Consider the following 15,333-nt stretch of genomic DNA (forward strand, 5'->3'; position numbering starts at 1 on the left):
TTTGCGTGCCTTCGACAGCACGCTCAAACAAGACGGCTACTGGCTGCATGCCTCGGGCTTTGGCTACGGGTACCCCATGTATGGGTACGGATACGGAAATGGAAATGGCGCCGGCTCACTGGCCCCGGTCACCGAAACTCGATCGAACAGGCAGTGCCTGAATGCCCGCCCGGGCTACGAGGTTCGCATGCTCATTGCCTCGGCAAATATCCTCGCGCAGCACGGGCAGCAGGCCGCTTGTGAGACGGTACTCACCACCACCAAGAGCCTGTACGTCAGTCATGCCGCCGACTTGCGGCGCAGCAGATTTGCGAGTTCCGATAGCAAGGGCTAGAGGCAAGCGCAGATCGCAGCGGCGCAATCGGTGACAGACAAACTCGTCGCCTACAGGTGGGATCAACTGGTGGGCGCCGAACTGGTCAGTCCACAAGGCGAGAACCTGGGAAGCGTCAACGACATCGTGATGAGTCCGCAGACAGGCAAGGTCGCGTATCTGGTGATTGGTCGGGGAGGCGTTTTCGGAATCGACGAGAAATACGTTCCGGTTCCTGGGGCGACTTCAAGGCGACCAGCGGCAGCAGCCTTATCCTCATGGTGATCAACGCCACGAAGGCCGACATGGATGCAGCACCGCGGGTCAAGGAAGATGCGTTCTCCTCTGGCGGTGACTTCGACGCGCAGAGTGACAAGGTAAACAAGTACTGGGTTGCGCATCTCGCGAAGTGAGTTCATCTGGCGCGAAGAGCATGCCTGCACGGCAGTCGATGACTTGGACTACCGGGGACTGATGGAATGTGATCGATTCGAACGGCCGCTGTTGAGTGAGACGAACTTCCGCCAGGGCCCCGAGTTCCATTTCGGCCCATCTGATTGCTGCCGCTCGATCGGGCCCCGGAGCCAAGATTGCGCGGCCGCTCGAGACACAGCGGCAGGCTACGTCTGCACTACCTATCCAACCGGTCGTCGAAACCGAGGTCTCCGTGCCGCCTGGAAGACAGGTAGCGGGTTTACAGCGTACGTTGGCCAAGGTGCAGCGAAGGGCGGCTCACGCTGCTTATGGAGAGCTCTCCATAAGCAGCAAAAAATGTGCTTAAGCACATTTCCTCTACGCGCACGTCGCGACCGACCTGTTGCGCGAGGTGCTCGGCCCGTTGGAAGCGCTGCCGCCATCCTGAGGGGCAGGCCGTGGGCCGGCCCTCACTGGAGGTCGCCGACATCTTCCGCCAGCACGGACCCGCGTGGCGAGCCGCTCAGCGCGGCCACCTGGGCCTGGCGCAACTCAAGGTCATGTCGGCCATCGAACAGTGCCTCAGCGCGGCGCTGGGTGGACATGTGCTGCGCTGCGAGGGGTGCGGCACGGACCAGGTTTCCTACAACTCGTGCCTTATGGGGAGACTCCCAATACGGGGAGTTCGAGGAAGTCGAGGCGTGGTGTTGCCCTGGACTCGAGCGAGCGCTTGCCGCGCGCAGCTCACCATTTTTTCGGACGACCTGGGTACGGTCATCGAGCCATTCATGGCTCAACCCAACCCAGGAGATCTCAATGCTTGACAGCTACTTTTGCGCCCCCAAGACGCTCCGTCGCCTGCGTGCCGGCCCGAGTGCCCCGTACATCGACGGCTTCGCAGACTCGCTCGCACGCGATGGCTACGCTCACGCGAGCGCGGTTCGCTACCTGAGGTCGGCAGCTCACCTGGGCTGGTTCGTCTATCTCGAGGGTGATGCCTGGGCCGATGTCGATGCGGGCGCGCTGGAGGCATTCGGGCGCCACTTTTCTCGCTGTCGCTGTCCGCGATCGAACGGTGGAGCGAGTGGGTACCACGCGCGCTTCGGCGCGAAGTTGTTCCACCGACAGCTGGTTCGACTCGGAGTCTGCAACGGCCCCGTGGTCGCCGACGCAGAGCACGCAGAGCCTGCGATGGTGAGCGCCTTCAGGGATTGGCTGCGTGTGCATCGCGGGGCCAGCGAGCCGACGCTGAGGCAATACTGCCGAGGCGCCGCGGAACTGATCGACGAGCTCGGCGCCGATGTCGTCCGATGGAATGCGCAGTCGGTACGGGACTTCCTGCTCGGCCGTGCCGCCGAGTGCGGGCCTCCCACGACGCAGAAGCTCATCACCTCGTTGCGGGCGTTCCTGCGCGACGTCAGTTTCGCGGGCGAGTCGCGAGACGACCTTGCCCTCGCCGTCCCCGCCGTGACCAGCTGGCGGCTGGCACGGCTGCCACGCTGTCTGTCGGAAGACGAACTGGCGCGCGTCATCGCGGCGTGCGATGGGACGACGCGAGGGCGGCTGCGCGACCGCGCGATCGTGTTGCTGTTGTCGCGGCTGGGCCTGCGCGCGGGAGACGTGGCTCAGCTTCGTCTCGGCGACATCGACTGGCGCAATGGCATCTTGCGGGTGACGGGCAAGGGCCGCTAACCAGATCGGCTTGGTCCTGCGCCACCGCAGCATCGACATGAGCGCCTACTACGCCAAGGTCGATATCGTCTTGCTTCGCGGCGTCGCTCAACCATGGCCGGGGGCGCATCCATGATCGCCGCCATCGACCGTTACTTGGCCTTGCGACGCAGTGCGGGCTTCGTCTTGAGCAACGCGCAGTACCTGCTGCGCAGCTTTGCGGCGTTCGCCGCCGACCGTCAGCAAGCACACATCTGCACGGCTACAGCGATCGACTGGGCCAGTCGAGCGCCGTCATCGGCTCAACGGCATACCCGCTACCAGACCGTCCGCCAGTTTGCGGAGCACGTGCGGATGGAAGACCCCCAACACGACCTGCCGCCGCCCAATCACTTCGGCCATAGGAAGTCCCGCCGCGTCCCTCGCATCTACACAGCCGCAGAGATCGATCGACTGATCCTGGCTGCGACGCAGTTGTCTGCAGGTGACGCCCTGCGGCCGCAGACCTATGCGACGCTGATCAGCCTGCTTGCCGCAACCGGTCTTCGGATCTCAGAGGCCTTGCACCTGCGCTACGGCGACGTGACGCCGGACGGTCTGCTGATCCGCAAGACCAAGTTCCAGAAGACCCGGTTGGTGCCGCTGCATGAGACCGCAGTGGCGGGACTCGAGCGGTATCTGGCGCAGCGTCGCGCCGTGCGTCTCACCACGGACCACGTGTTCGTCAACGACGACGGTCGGCCACTGGAATACGGGACCGTGTACCGAGTCTTCGGCAGGCTGGCGGAGGCTGCGGGTATAGCGCCATTGCGCGGGCATCGCCCACGGCTCCATGAGCTCAGGCACACGTTCGCCCTGCGCGCACTGCAGTCAACGCCTGCCGGTCGCCAACGCATTGGACAGCACATGCTGGCGCTGAGCACCTATCTCGGCCACGTCAGCATCGACTCGACCTACTGGTACTTGGAATCGACGCCGGAACTGTTGACCGACATCGCCGCAGCCGGCGAGGTCTATCTGAGCGGAGGTCACCCCATGAGCTCCCTGGCGCCGCATATCGAGGCCTTTTTGCGCGAGCACCTGCCTCGCCATCGTGCCGCCAGTGCGCACACCTGCGATTCGTACGCCTACAGCTTCCAGTCGCTGTTCGAGTTCGCTGCCCGCAGGCTCAAGACCGTGCCATCGGCTCTGATGTTGGAGCAGCTGGACGCGCCTTTGATCGCCGCGTTTCTCGAGCATCTCGAGAGTGCACGCCGCAACTCGGCGCAAACGCGCAACATCCGTCTGGCGGCGATCCGATCGTTCTTCCGCTTTGTACAACACCGTGAACCCGGCGCGCTCGAGCAGACTCGCCGCATCCTCGCGATCCCATACAAGAAGACCGACACCCGGCTGGTTGCCCACTTGGACAAAGCGGAACTCCAAGCCTTGCTCGATGCGCCGGATCCGCCGGCCCGCGAAGGGATTCGCGATCGGGCTATGCTCCATGTGGCGGTCTGCGCCGGACTGCGTGTCTCGGAATTGAAGGGGTTGCGTATGTCCGGCGTCGCGGCGCAGTGCAAGAGCATCCACGTACTTGGTAAGGGCCGTCGCGAGCGAGCCTTGCCCCTTTGGAAGCCGACAGCGTCGGCATTGCGAGCTTGGTTGTCCGTGCGCGGCGAGGTCGCCGCACCTGAAGTGTTCGTCAACGCGCGCGGCGAGCCCTTCAGTCGCTGGGGCGTCGCGTACGTCCTGCGCAGCCACGCCGATACCGCAAGTACCGCTTGCCCGTCGTTGCGCGGCAAGCAGATCTCGCCCCATGTCCTGAGGCACACCTGCGCGATGATCGTGCTGCAGGCGACGCAGGACATCCGCAAGGTCTCTCTGTGGCTGGGGCACAGCACCCTGGCCACGACCGAGATCTACGTTCGAGCCGACCCCAGCCAAAAGCTCGAGGCCATCGAGGCCGTCGTGCCGCCGCATCTGCGCAAGGGCAAGTTCAGGCCGCCGGACCGACTCATTGCGCTGCTCAGGACGAGGCATTAAATGGGGAGCCGAATGGATGCGAGCGCCACGACTTGACGCGCCTTCGATCGCCGAACTCCCCGTATTGGGAGTCTCACCATAAGGCACGTTCGGGAGAGCTCTCCAGAACCTGCCGTAATCGTCACTGCCCCAAGTGCCAGAGCGTCGCCGCGCAGCGTTGGCTCGATGCGCGCCAAGCCGATCTGCTGCCGGTCGAGTATTACCACGTCGTGTTCACGCTGCCGGCGCCCGTCGCCGACATCGCGTACCAGAACAAGGCCGCCATCTACGGCCTGCTGTTCGACCTGGCCGCGGAAGTGTTGTTGACGATCGCCGCCGATCCCCGGTACCTGGGCGCAAGGATCGGCGCCACACTGGTACTGCACACCTGGGGCTCGGCGCTGACCCACCACCCGCATGTGCACGGCATCGTGCCCGGTGGAGGGCTGGCCTCCGATGGCAAGACCTGGGTGGCGTGCCGCCCCGGATTCTTCCTGCCGGTGCGGGTGCTGTCGCGCTTGTTCCGGCGCCGCTTCTTGGAAGAGCTGCAGCGGATGCACGAAGGTGGCAAGCTCCAGTTCTTCGGCGAGCATGCCCGACTGGGCGACGCGCGGGCCTTCAAGGCGTGGCTCGCGCCGCTGCGCAAGGTCGAGTGGGTTGTCTATGCCAAGCGGCCCTTCGCGGGGCCACAGGCGGTGCTGGCCTACCTGTCTCGCTACACCCACCGGGTGGCGATCTCCAACAGCCGCCTGCTTGCGCTGGACGAGCGCGGCGTGAGCTTCCGGTGGAAGGACTACCGCGCCAAGGGCAAGACGCGCTACAAGGCCATGACGCTGTCGCCCCAGGAGTTCATGCGCCGGTTCCTGCTGCATGTGCTGCCCGGTGGCTTCCATCGCATTCGCCATTACGGGTTATTGGCCAATGGCTCGCGCAAGGCGAGTCTGGCGGCAGCGCGCGAACTCTTGCATGCGGTGCCAGTGCCAACCGAGATGGGCAGCAGCACCGAAGCCGTCGGTACAGATCTTCACTCCGTACGCCCCACCTTCATCTGCCGACACTGCGGCCACGTCATGGTTATCGTGCAGACCTTTGCTCAGAGTGCGCCGATCCGCGCACCACCACCGCCATGACCGGCTCTACAGCCCAACTGGACTCGGTGCCGATGAGCGGTGCGCTCGTCAGCGGGGTCAACGCGTGCCGCCACCAGCCATCAGTTCAATGCAGCCGCTGGCGCGCGTTGCAGCATGCGCGGCGTAGCACTGCGAAGGATCGATCCGGACAAGCTGGGTATGCGCATATCGGTCACCCGCAGCCAAAGACCAACCCGCGCACGCCCAAATCCCCATAGCTTCTGCGCCCTGAACACGCGCGCTGGGCTTGCCTCCGCGGTTTCCTCCCTCGAGGCTTGTGGGACACCTGCCCTACGGTCGTGTCGTGCATCACTTGCGCCAGTCTCCGGGCAGGTATCCCACAACCCTAAACAACTCCGGTAGTGGTAGGAGGAGCAGCGTACGATTCCTACCGCAGCGAACCATAAGTCAAAAAAAAGTTGGAAAGGAATAGCCAGTGACCCGTAGGTCTCTGGCTCTAAGGCTTATTTGCGACCAGCAAGTCTCCGGATCGTCAGAATCGCCTACAAGGGCACTAGCCTGCCGGAATGACTCGGGACGGTTGACACTCGTGTTCGCTGCCCTACGCCTCACCAGAATCGCCACCAAGGTCGCAACCTTTCTTCAAGTGGTCGGATGTCTAGGGTGGAGAAAGATGACTTCGGGTTACCCCATCGGCGACGAATCTCGGCCTCCAAGGCGTGAGCCCGGCCCCGCGCATCCTTGTCGCCTTGCGGAGACCGCCTGCGCCATTCGTGCGCGAGCACAAGCAACTCATCGTCGGTGAATTCAGCGAACTCGTCCATCTGGCTGATTTTGCCCAAGCGTCCGGAGATCCCGAGCAGCGCCAAAGCGACGACATCTAAATGCTGGACCGTCCATGAGGAAGTTTCCTATCGGGCTCGAGCCGCAGGCTCGGGCGGCTGCCCCGGGGAAGCTGCCGAACTACAGGGTCTTGGCGTAAAACGTCGTCAGCTTGTACATGGCGACGTCCACGTACTTCGGAACCCAATAGGTTTCAATGTGCGTGGCACCTTCGATCTTGAACAGTTCCTTGTCCTGCGTGCCCGAGGCCTTGGGGAAGGCGTCTTCGCTCATGTAGAGGCTGTCGGCCTTGCTGCCGGCAATCATCAGCAGCGGCTTGTCGATCACCTCGATCAGGTGCGTCGCGTCGCAGCGCATGAGGTCCAGCAGGCTGCTGGTGGTGTACTTGAAGTTTGCGCCCGGGTGGGCGTGCGTCTTCCAGTAGTACTCATAGCCCTGCCGGTACATCTCGAACGGCAGTGCGGCGATCCTGCGCATCGGTCATGTCGGCGTCGCCCGAATGTCGTCAAAGGCAAGCAGCAGCGCCTGCCGCAGCGCCTGTCCCTCCTTGTTCGCACGAATGGCCTTGCAGAAGGGATGCCTCTTGTCGCTCTCGAGCTCGAAGACGGGGCCGTTGGAGCGTGCGATGGCATACGTCGCACGCACCGCGTCTTTCACGTTTTGAGCCATCTCGTGCTCCTTGCCGAGGACGGTCGTCTGCGTCAGTCGTCCCTTGCTGTTCAATCCATAGACATACGCGTGTCGCTTGGGAGTCGCCCTGTCGAACAGGGCGCGTTCATAACCTTTTGAAATCACTTTTCTTCTCCGCTTTTTCGGTGTGCTTGTGTCCGATGTGACGCACGAAGCCGCGACGCTCATCGCCGCAGTTCCTGCGGGGCGTCGTGACCTGCCCCCTCCCAGCCATACCAGCGTAATGGCAGTGAAGTCCGTCAACTTGGAAAATGGCGGACATGAGAAAGAGCAGATTCACCGAACAGCAGATCATCGGTTGCATCAGGCAGGCCGAGGCCGGCCTCCCGATCAAGGAGTTGCGCCGCGGGGGCGGCTTCAGCGGCGCGAGCTTCTACAGGTGGCGCGCCAAGTACGGCGGCGAGGAATGTGCGAGCGGCGGCGTTTCGCCTGGATTTCGGGAACCTGCCATACGCTGGTGTTTGGGCGGCCGCCGCGACTTGGCGCTCAAGACTGGTACCAGTCTTTCGCGTTCATCCTGTCAACGTCTGGAGTTGCCGGAAGCAGAACTTCTAGGTTTTCTTGCGGTCGGCTGACGTACCTTGGAAATAAGAGATCGCCCCGGCGAGCCACGAGCCTGTTTGACGGATAAGCGTCTACCTAGTCGGGCGGCGCGGCTCCATGGAAAAAACGGGTTCTCGCAAGTCCGCTGGCCCGCAGCAACTCAAGATGCAAAGGCCGCTTATCAGAACGCGGTTCTTATGCCGACGTCGTACGCCGTGGAGGTATCGGGCGTATACGTTGCATTGCTGATAAAAGCTGGCGGATTGACAACTCGCGAGGCGCCGTTCTTGTTGTTGACCCGCGCCACCGTGGCATATAGCGCCGTCCGCTTGGACAGGTTGTAGATGTAGCCCAGCGCGAGCTTGCCGGCGGTCGGGTCGGCCACGCCGGGCAGGTCGAGGTCGTACTTCAGATGGGAGTAGGCCACCCGGATCAGGCCCGGCCCCACCGGCACCTGCGCACTCACCAGGTAGCCGTTGACGTCGATACGAGTGATGCCACCCGTTGCGGGCATAACTGCGTAGTCACGCACATAGCGCTGCCGCGACAACTCCCCTGACAACTTGACCACCCCGAAGTCGTAGATCGCCATGGCGTTCATGATCTTTACGCTGTCGGTGGTTCCGGCGTAGTAGTTATCGGCGAGCGTGCTCTCCGCGTAAGCGACCGCCACGTCGAGCGCTCCATTGGCGTAGCCGAGCCGACCGCCGACATAGCGCCCGACCCGTGATGGCGCCACCGCGCCGGCATTGACGGCACCCGCGGCATTGACACCGGGCGGGGTCGTGGTGCCGGGGGCGTACTTGACGTTCTCAGGCAGGCCATACATGAACTGGCCATAGACGCCGCCGAGCGTCGGTGGCAGAAAGTACCCCACGGTGTTGCTCGCCCGCGCGTAGTTGCCGTTGGCGTTGTAGACACTGCCCGGAGCGGCGGCGCCGGCCGAGAGCATGAGGCTGGCGCCCGAGCCGATCTGGGTCCACGGATCGGCGATGCTGTCATTCCAGAACGTTGGCGTGTAGTCGCGGCCCAGGCGGATCTCGCCAAAGCCACCCGACAGGCTCACCGTGGAGCGGCGCGCGAAGGTCGCGATACCGTTGGCGCCATCGTCATTGGTGATCGGGGCCTCGAGCCAGAAGCTCGCGGCCAGCCCACCGCCGAGGTCTTCGGTCCCGCGAAATCCAAGCCGACTCGTTGACGTCCCTGAATGACGCAGTTCGGTCTTGCTGACCGTGACGCTGCCACGGTTCACGTACGACGGGTTGGCCAGCGTGGGCACGTTGTTGTCTTTCGACTTGTTGTAGGTGCCGCTGATGGCCGCATCGACCACGCCGAACAGCGTGACGGTCGACTGGGCCGAGGCCGTGCCTGCAATGGCCATCGAAGCCATGGCAACGAGATGTCTTGTTGAATTCAATTTCATGGGTGTCTCTGGTTCTGGTGAATCGTTCGAATCGCCGGGCATGCTAGGAAGCACGACGCGCGTCGCCAAACGTTCTGCATTCCGGAACACGGGGGCTGCCGGCATGACGGCTTCACATGGACGCCATACCAAAACGCCATGTCAGGAGACGACTCCCCGCTCCCAATAATCCTCAACAAGATTTGATTGGAGACACGATGGACATCGTCGACGCCCAGGTGCACGCCTTCTTCAAGCTGCAGGAGAACGAGATGCTCGCGGCAATGGATGCGCTTGGCATCCGCGCAGTGATCATCGACGAGTTGTGGGGCCACCTCGAGAACTGGGTCGCGTGGCCGCACGCGACCCAGGCGAACGGAGTTCGACGTGCGCTGAGCCCGCTGGCGCAGGTCGCCGCGCTGAAACACCCCGACCGCTTCGCCTTCGTTCAGCGCGTGAACCGCGCGGACCCCGAACTGGCCGCGCTCTTTGCGATCCTCGGCACCACACCCGGATGCCGGGCCGTGCGCGTCGACCTTCGCTCGCGCGAGGAACGGCAGGCCTTCGCAAGCGGCGGCTTTGACGAGTTGCTCGGGCTGGCGCGCGAACGCGACCTCACTGTCGGGCTCCATATCCATGGTCGCGACACTGCCGAGGTGCTGCGCGGCACGCTCGGTCGATTCGCCGATGTGCGCTTCGTGCTCGACCACTGCGGCTATCCCAAGGCACCCGAGCAGTGGGACAGCGTGCTGTCGCTGGGCGCGTGCCCCAACCTGTGGTTGAAATGGTGCCACGCGCACCACTTCTTCGAGGCGGGGCCCTACCCGTTTCCAGGACTTCAGAAGCAGTTGCTGCGCGCGGTCGATTCCTATGGTGCCGAAAGGGTGCTGTGGGCCAGTGACATCACGCACGACCACGGCAACGTCAGCTGGGCCGACCTCCTCTACTACGTGCGCGAATCCCCGTCGTTGTCGGCCGGTGATCGCGAATGGCTGCTCTCAAGGGCAGCGCGTGCGGCCTACCAGTGGCCGACAGCGGTAGGTGCCGGCGCCACGGCCGCCTGAGCGATGAACAACACGCTGGTCAAGGGTCTGGGCCTTCTCGAAACGCTGACACGCAGCGGCAAGCCGATGGGCGTCAGCCAGCTCGCATTGGCCACCGGCCTGCCCAAGAGTGGCGCGCACCGGCTTCTCCAGGCACTGGTCGACGCGCAGTACGTGCAACGCTTCGGGTCCGGCACCTACGGCGCAACCATCAAGCTCTGGGGGCTGGGCTCGGCCGCGCTGTCCGGCTTCGACTTGCGCCGCCATGCCGACAAGTTCATGGATGAATTGACGGCACGAACCGGCGAGACCGTCCACCTGTCGGTGCTGGACCACCGGGAAGTCGTCTACGTGCACAAGGTGACCGGACCCGACCCGGTGCCCGCGCACAAGCAGATTGGCGGTCGCGCGCCCGCGCATTGCGTCGCGACCGGCAAGGCCATGATGGCGTTCAAGGGCGCGCACTGGCTGGCGGATGCCGTCATGCACCTCGACGCCGCGACGCCCATGACCCTCACGGTGCCCGACGTGTTCATGGCGCAGATGCAGCGCATCCGGCGCGACGGGTTCGCCGTCAATCACGGTGAATGGCGCCTCGACCTCCACGGCCTGGCCGCGCCGATCTTCGACGCAGCTGGCACGGTGGTCGCCGCGGTCGGCGTCTCGGGTTTCGCGCACCGGTTGCCGCTGCATCGGCTGCATGAGTTGGCAGACGACGTGATGCAAGTGGCGCGCGCCATGTCCCCGGGCCTGGAATGCAGTACGCCGCATGCCGCCCTGCTGGGCGTGACGAGCCATTGGCGCACGGCGGACGTGGGCGGCGCCGAGGCCTCGCCCCTGCCATGACGTTTGTGCATGGTGGCGATGCCGCCGCGCTTCTAGCCGGATCGATGACGCACTCCTAAAGTCTGCCCTGACTCCTCCATCACCCACCGAGACAAACCGGATGGCCCGCACCGACTGCGACCACCGGGCCTGCTGAAACGGCCAACACCATGACCTACCAGATCCCCTACGAGGAGCGAATCCTCGGCAAGATCCTCACCGACAGCGCGCGGCGATTCGGCCACCGTCCGTTCCTTACCGTCGACGGACGCTGCTATTCGTTCGCCGAGGCGCACGACATCAGCCAGTCCCTGGCGCGCGGGCTGCAACGGCTCGGCGTGGTCGCGGGCGAGCCGGTGATGGTCATGCTCGACAACTCGGCGGAGTTCATCTTCGCGTGGTTCGGCATCGCACTGCTCAACGCCACCATCGTCCCGGTGAACACGGCGTACTCGGGCGAACTGCTGGCCTACGTCGCAGGGGACGTGAAGGCGCGCATCGCCATCACGAGCCACAACCTGGCGCCCGCCTTTGCGGCGTTGCCTCCGGAGCGCCGCGGTGCCTTGGCAACGCTCGTGGTGCATGGCGAATGCGAGCCGGTGAAGGGCCTCGACACCATCGGCTGGGATGCGCTCAAGGTGCCCGAAGGCAACCCCGTCGCCATGCCGGCCAAGCCTGGCGACATCGCCTTCATCTGCTACACATCCGGCACCACCGGCCCTTCCAAGGGCGTGATGCTGGCGCACTCGGTCGTGCTGCAGACCAGCGAGAACTTCATCAAGGCAGTCGGCATGCGGGCCGACGACACGGTGTTCTCGCCGTTGCCGCTCTTTCACGGCATGTCGCGCTCGATGGCGACGCTGCCAGCACTGCTGCTCGGTGCACAGGTGCATATCGCCGCGCGCTTCAGCGCGACCACGTTCTGGCAGCAGGTGTGCGAAGCAGGCGCCACGATCAGCACGACCATCTTCACGATCCCGCCGATCCTCAAGAGCAAGCCACCGGGCAGCAACGACCGTGCCCACAAGGTGCGCGTGATGTTCAATGCGCACCACGATCCGGAGTTCGAGCAGCGCTTCGGCGTCACGCTCGTCGAGTCGCACGCCATGACCGAGACCGGCATGACCATCTTCACACCCTTCCCCGAACGCAAGCTCGGCGCATCGGGCCGGGCGGGGCCGGACTGGGATGTGGCGCTGTTCGACGAGAACGACGAGCCCGTGCCGCAGGGCGACATCGGCGAGCTGGTCCTGCGCCCGCGCAAGCGCGGCATCCTGATGGACGGCTACCTGAACAAGCCGGAGACCACGCTGGGCGCGCTGCGCAAGCTCTGGTTTCACACGGGAGACCTGATGCGCGCGGACGAAGACGGCTACTACTTCTTCGCCGGGCGCAAGAAGGAGCGCATCCGCCGCCGCGGCGAGAACATCTCTGCCTACGAAGTCGAGGCCATTGCGGCGCAGCACCCCGAACTGGTCGAGTGCGCGGTGGTTGGCGTGCCTGCCGGCGACAACGAGGACGATGTCTACCTTTGCGGCGTCCTCAAGCACCCGGACTCGGTCACCCCTGCCGCACTGCACGACTGGCTTGGCAGCCGGCTGCCCAGGTTCATGATGCCCCGGTTCATCGAGTTCCGCGCCGAGCTTCCCAAGACGCCATCGGCCAAGGTCGAGAAGCACACGCTGCTTAAGACGCTGCCGGCCCCGACGGCCTGGGACAGCCTTGCCGCGTGACGCGCAAGCAGCACGCAATCCAACTCGGTACAGAAAGACAAAGATGATTCTCACGGTCCCACAAGCACGTCAGCTAATACGCGCCGCCATGCTCGCCTTCGATCACACCGATGCCGAAGCCGACATCATTGCCGACCACCTGATCGATTGCGAACTGCGCGGGCTCTCGTTCGGCGGCCTGCCGCGGGCGCTGTCGGTGATCGACCGGCTGCGCGATACGAGCACGCCGCGCCGGCCCATCACCGTACTCAAGGAGTCGCCCGTGTCAGCGTCGCTGGATGGCGGCGACCAAGTCGGGTATCTGGTGGGCCTTCGCGCGACCGAGATGGCGATCGAGAAGGCACGCAGCACCGGCCTGGCCGTGGTGGGCGCCTCCAAGACCTGGTACACGGGCATGTTCTCCTACTACCTGGAGAGGGTCACCCAGGCCGGCTTCGCCGGCATGATCGCCGGCAGCGGCGGCCAGAAGGTGGCGCCGCACGGCGGAACCGAAGGCCGCTTCAGCACCAACCCGATCGCTTTCGGTTTCCCTTCCGACGGCGCGCCGGTGATCTGGGACATCGGCACCGCCGGCGTGATGCTCGGCGAGGTCGTGCTCAAGGAGCGGCTTGGCCAAGAACTGGACGAAGGCCTCGCCTTCGGACCCGACGGGCAGCCCACGCGCGACCCTGCGGCGGCGCTGAAAGGCGCCTTCACGGTCTGGGGCGGGCACAAGGGTTCGGGCCTCGCGATGGTCGTACAGCTTCTGGGCATGCTGGCCGGCCAGGCCGCGGCGCCGCTGTCGTTGCGCGACTGCGGCTTTTTCATGATCGTCGTCGACCCCGCGCTGCTTGGCGATGCGGCGGACTTCCAGGCACGCGTAGCGGCCTATGCCGACAGCCTGCGCGCCACCCGTCCGCTCGATCCGGCACGGCCGGTTCGCGTGCCTTTCGAGCGGTCTTCGGCCGAACGCGAGCGTCGCCTTGCTGCCAACGCAATCGAGGTACCGGACCTCGTCTACGAAGGCCTGCGCGAGGCAGCCGGCGCAACCCAGGCACAACCAGGAGTCGAAGCATGAAGATCGGAATCATCGGCGCGGGCTTCATCGGCCGCGCACTCGCACGGCTGGCCGTGCGTAGCGACCACGACGTGATGATCAGCAACTCGCGCGCCGCGAAGACGCTGGGCAGTACAGCGGTCGCCATCGGCTGCAAGGTCGGCACGGCGCAGGAGGCCGCGGCCTTCGGCGACGTGGTGATGGTCGCCGTTCCGCTGATGAACCATGCGGACCTCCCGGTCGAGCCCCTGGCCGGCAAGATCGTGATGGACGCCAACAACTACTACCCCGCCCGCGACGGCCGCATCGAGGCGCTCGACAACGAGACGACCACCACCAGCGAACTGCTCGCCGCGCACCTGAAGGGCGCAAAGGTCGTGAAGGCGTTCAACGCGATCCTGCAAGCCGACCTCGAGAAGGACAGCCGGCCAGCCAGCGCACCGGACCGCCGCGCCTTGCCGATCGCGGGCGACGACGCCGAAGCCAAGCGAATCTGCAGCGGGCTCATCGACCAGTTCGGCTTCGACGTGGTGGACGCCGGCCCCCTCGCGGACAGCTGGCGCTTCCAGCGCGCGATGCCTGCCTATTGCATTCCGCTCGATGTCGCCGGCCTGCACAAAGCACTCGCTGCAGCGCAACGCGGCGTCGAGTTGCCGCACGGATCGTGGCGTCCCTGAGCGCCGCAAACCACATTCAAAGAATACAAGGAGACAACCTCATGTCAGTAACTCACCCATCGCGGCGCGCGGTGCTCGTCGCCTGCGCTTTGGCGGCCACCCTCTTTCCGGTGACATCGGCCTTCGCGGAGACCTATCCGTCCAAGCCGGTCAAGGTGATCGTGCCCTACGGCCCGGGCTCGAATCCGGACGTCGCGACCCGCATCGTGATGCACGCCCTGCAGGCCAAGCTCGGGCAGCCCTTCGTGATCGACAACAAGTTCGGGGCGGGCGGCGGCATCGGCCTCAGCGCCGCGGCCAAGTCGGCGCCGGATGGCTACACCATCGTCGTCGGGCACATCGGCGGGCTGGCCATCAACCCGAACATCTACAGCAGCCTGCCCTACGACGCCAACCGGGACTTCATCCCGATCGCGCAGATGTACAACTCCCCGCTGGTGCTGCTGGTGGCGGCGAACTCGCGCTACAAGACCGTCGCCGACCTGCTGGTGGACGCGAAGGCCAACCCCGGAAAGCTGACCTTCTCTTCCGGCGGCAATGGCAACGGTGCCCACCTCACCGGCGAATCGCTCAACAAACTGGCCGGCGTGTCCATGCGCCATGTGCCCTACAAGACCATGGGCCCTGCCCTCACGGATGTCGTCGGCGGCGAGATCACTTTCACCTTCGGCAACTTCTCGCTGGGCATGCCACTGGTCAAGGGCGGCAAGATGCGCGCGCTGGCGCTCAGCGGCAGCGCACGCGATCCGCAGTATCCGGACATCCCGACGGTCGCCGAAACAGTCAAGGGCTTCGAGTACCAGGACTGGACCGGCGTGCTCGCACCTAAGGGCACGTCAGCCGAGATCGTGACGCTGCTTCAGCGCGAGATTGCCGCCGTGCTGGCCAATCCCGACGTGATAGCGCAATTGCGTGCGCAAGGGCTAAACGCAGTGCAAGGGGGCACCTCTGCTCAATTCGCCGCGTTCATCGACAGCGAGCAGAAGAAGTGGGGCGCGGTGGCCAAGAGCATCGACCTCAAGATCGACTAGCCGCATCACCAAGGAAC

At 64.7% G+C, this 15,333-nt stretch carries 14 protein-coding genes and 4 pseudogenes; 15 read left to right on the forward strand and 3 right to left on the reverse strand.

Features of this window, described 5'->3' with window-relative positions; translation table 11 throughout:
- Nucleotide 1 precedes the first annotated feature (1 nt).
- From HCU76_RS22850 to HCU76_RS22880, 8 genes and pseudogenes are all read left to right on the forward strand, one after another.
- Nucleotides 2-334, forward strand: coding sequence for a hypothetical protein (locus tag HCU76_RS22850; RefSeq protein ID WP_213959913.1), 333 nt, complete (start codon nucleotides 2-4; stop codon nucleotides 332-334).
- 30 nt (nucleotides 335-364) lie between these two features.
- Nucleotides 365-598, forward strand: coding sequence for a PRC-barrel domain-containing protein (locus HCU76_RS22855; RefSeq protein ID WP_213959914.1), 234 nt, complete (start codon nucleotides 365-367; stop codon nucleotides 596-598).
- Nucleotides 592-726: a hypothetical protein gene (locus HCU76_RS36735; RefSeq protein ID WP_256354362.1), complete on the forward strand. Its 135-nt coding sequence runs from the start codon at nucleotides 592-594 to the stop codon at nucleotides 724-726. Before HCU76_RS22855 ends, HCU76_RS36735 begins: the two co-directional genes overlap by 7 nt.
- A gap of 459 nt (nucleotides 727-1,185) precedes the next feature.
- Nucleotides 1,186-1,383 (forward strand): annotated as a pseudogene (locus HCU76_RS22860) (transposase zinc-binding domain-containing protein); the annotation flags it as partial.
- 160 nt (nucleotides 1,384-1,543) lie between these two features.
- Entirely contained in the window at nucleotides 1,544-2,419 is an 876-nt protein-coding gene (locus HCU76_RS22865) for a tyrosine-type recombinase/integrase (RefSeq protein WP_213959965.1), read from the forward strand.
- Nucleotides 2,420-2,530: 111 nt separating this feature from the next.
- A complete protein-coding gene (locus tag HCU76_RS22870; protein ID WP_218510734.1) occupies nucleotides 2,531-4,423 on the forward strand; it encodes a tyrosine-type recombinase/integrase in 1,893 nt (630 codons plus the stop codon).
- A 101-nt stretch (nucleotides 4,424-4,524) separates the two neighbouring features.
- A pseudogene (locus tag HCU76_RS22875) lies at nucleotides 4,525-5,532 on the forward strand (IS91 family transposase); the annotation flags it as partial.
- 680 nt (nucleotides 5,533-6,212) lie between these two features.
- The gene (locus HCU76_RS22880; RefSeq protein ID WP_218510735.1) at nucleotides 6,213-6,377 is read left to right on the forward strand and encodes a hypothetical protein; all 165 of its coding nucleotides are present in this window, start codon (nucleotides 6,213-6,215) and stop codon (nucleotides 6,375-6,377) included.
- A gap of 79 nt (nucleotides 6,378-6,456) precedes the next feature.
- Here the strand turns inward: HCU76_RS22880 and HCU76_RS22885 are convergent.
- Nucleotides 6,457-6,838 (reverse strand): annotated as a pseudogene (locus tag HCU76_RS22885) (alpha/beta hydrolase); the annotation flags it as partial.
- Complete coding sequence (locus tag HCU76_RS22890; RefSeq protein WP_213958825.1) at nucleotides 6,817-7,194, reverse strand: hypothetical protein; 378 nt, start codon at nucleotides 7,192-7,194, stop codon at nucleotides 6,817-6,819. The gene HCU76_RS22890 and the pseudogene HCU76_RS22885, both read right to left, overlap by 22 nt.
- Before the next feature lie 92 nt (nucleotides 7,195-7,286).
- On the opposite strand from HCU76_RS22890, the pseudogene HCU76_RS22895 reads away from it, so the two are divergent.
- Nucleotides 7,287-7,427: pseudogene (locus HCU76_RS22895) on the forward strand (transposase); the annotation flags it as partial.
- 323 nt (nucleotides 7,428-7,750) lie between these two features.
- Here the strand turns inward: HCU76_RS22895 and HCU76_RS22900 are convergent.
- Nucleotides 7,751-8,992 carry a porin gene (locus HCU76_RS22900; RefSeq protein ID WP_213958824.1) on the reverse strand — a complete coding sequence of 414 codons (1,242 nt, stop codon included), beginning with the start codon at nucleotides 8,990-8,992 and terminating at the stop codon, nucleotides 7,751-7,753.
- 197 nt (nucleotides 8,993-9,189) lie between these two features.
- Here HCU76_RS22900 and HCU76_RS22905 point away from each other — a divergent pair, with 197 nt between their 5' ends.
- From HCU76_RS22905 to HCU76_RS22930, 6 genes are all read left to right on the forward strand, one after another.
- Complete coding sequence (locus HCU76_RS22905; protein WP_213958823.1) at nucleotides 9,190-10,035, forward strand: amidohydrolase; 846 nt, start codon at nucleotides 9,190-9,192, stop codon at nucleotides 10,033-10,035.
- 3 nt (nucleotides 10,036-10,038) lie between these two features.
- The gene (locus tag HCU76_RS22910) at nucleotides 10,039-10,860 is read left to right on the forward strand and encodes an IclR family transcriptional regulator (RefSeq protein WP_213958822.1); all 822 of its coding nucleotides are present in this window, start codon (nucleotides 10,039-10,041) and stop codon (nucleotides 10,858-10,860) included.
- 149 nt (nucleotides 10,861-11,009) lie between these two features.
- Complete coding sequence (locus HCU76_RS22915; protein ID WP_213958821.1) at nucleotides 11,010-12,572, forward strand: AMP-binding protein; 1,563 nt, start codon at nucleotides 11,010-11,012, stop codon at nucleotides 12,570-12,572.
- 43 nt (nucleotides 12,573-12,615) lie between these two features.
- Nucleotides 12,616-13,629: an Ldh family oxidoreductase gene (locus HCU76_RS22920; protein ID WP_256354363.1), complete on the forward strand. Its 1,014-nt coding sequence runs from the start codon at nucleotides 12,616-12,618 to the stop codon at nucleotides 13,627-13,629.
- Nucleotides 13,626-14,285: an NADPH-dependent F420 reductase gene (locus tag HCU76_RS22925; RefSeq protein ID WP_213958819.1), complete on the forward strand. Its 660-nt coding sequence runs from the start codon at nucleotides 13,626-13,628 to the stop codon at nucleotides 14,283-14,285. The genes HCU76_RS22920 and HCU76_RS22925 overlap by 4 nt, the downstream gene beginning before the upstream one ends.
- Nucleotides 14,286-14,326: 41 nt before the next feature.
- Complete coding sequence (locus HCU76_RS22930; RefSeq protein WP_213958818.1) at nucleotides 14,327-15,316, forward strand: tripartite tricarboxylate transporter substrate binding protein; 990 nt, start codon at nucleotides 14,327-14,329, stop codon at nucleotides 15,314-15,316.
- The last annotated feature ends 17 nt before the right edge of the window (nucleotides 15,317-15,333 follow it).

The organism is Variovorax sp. dw_308, from assembly GCF_019207085.1.
Classification (GTDB): Bacteria; Pseudomonadota; Gammaproteobacteria; order Burkholderiales; family Burkholderiaceae_C; genus Variovorax.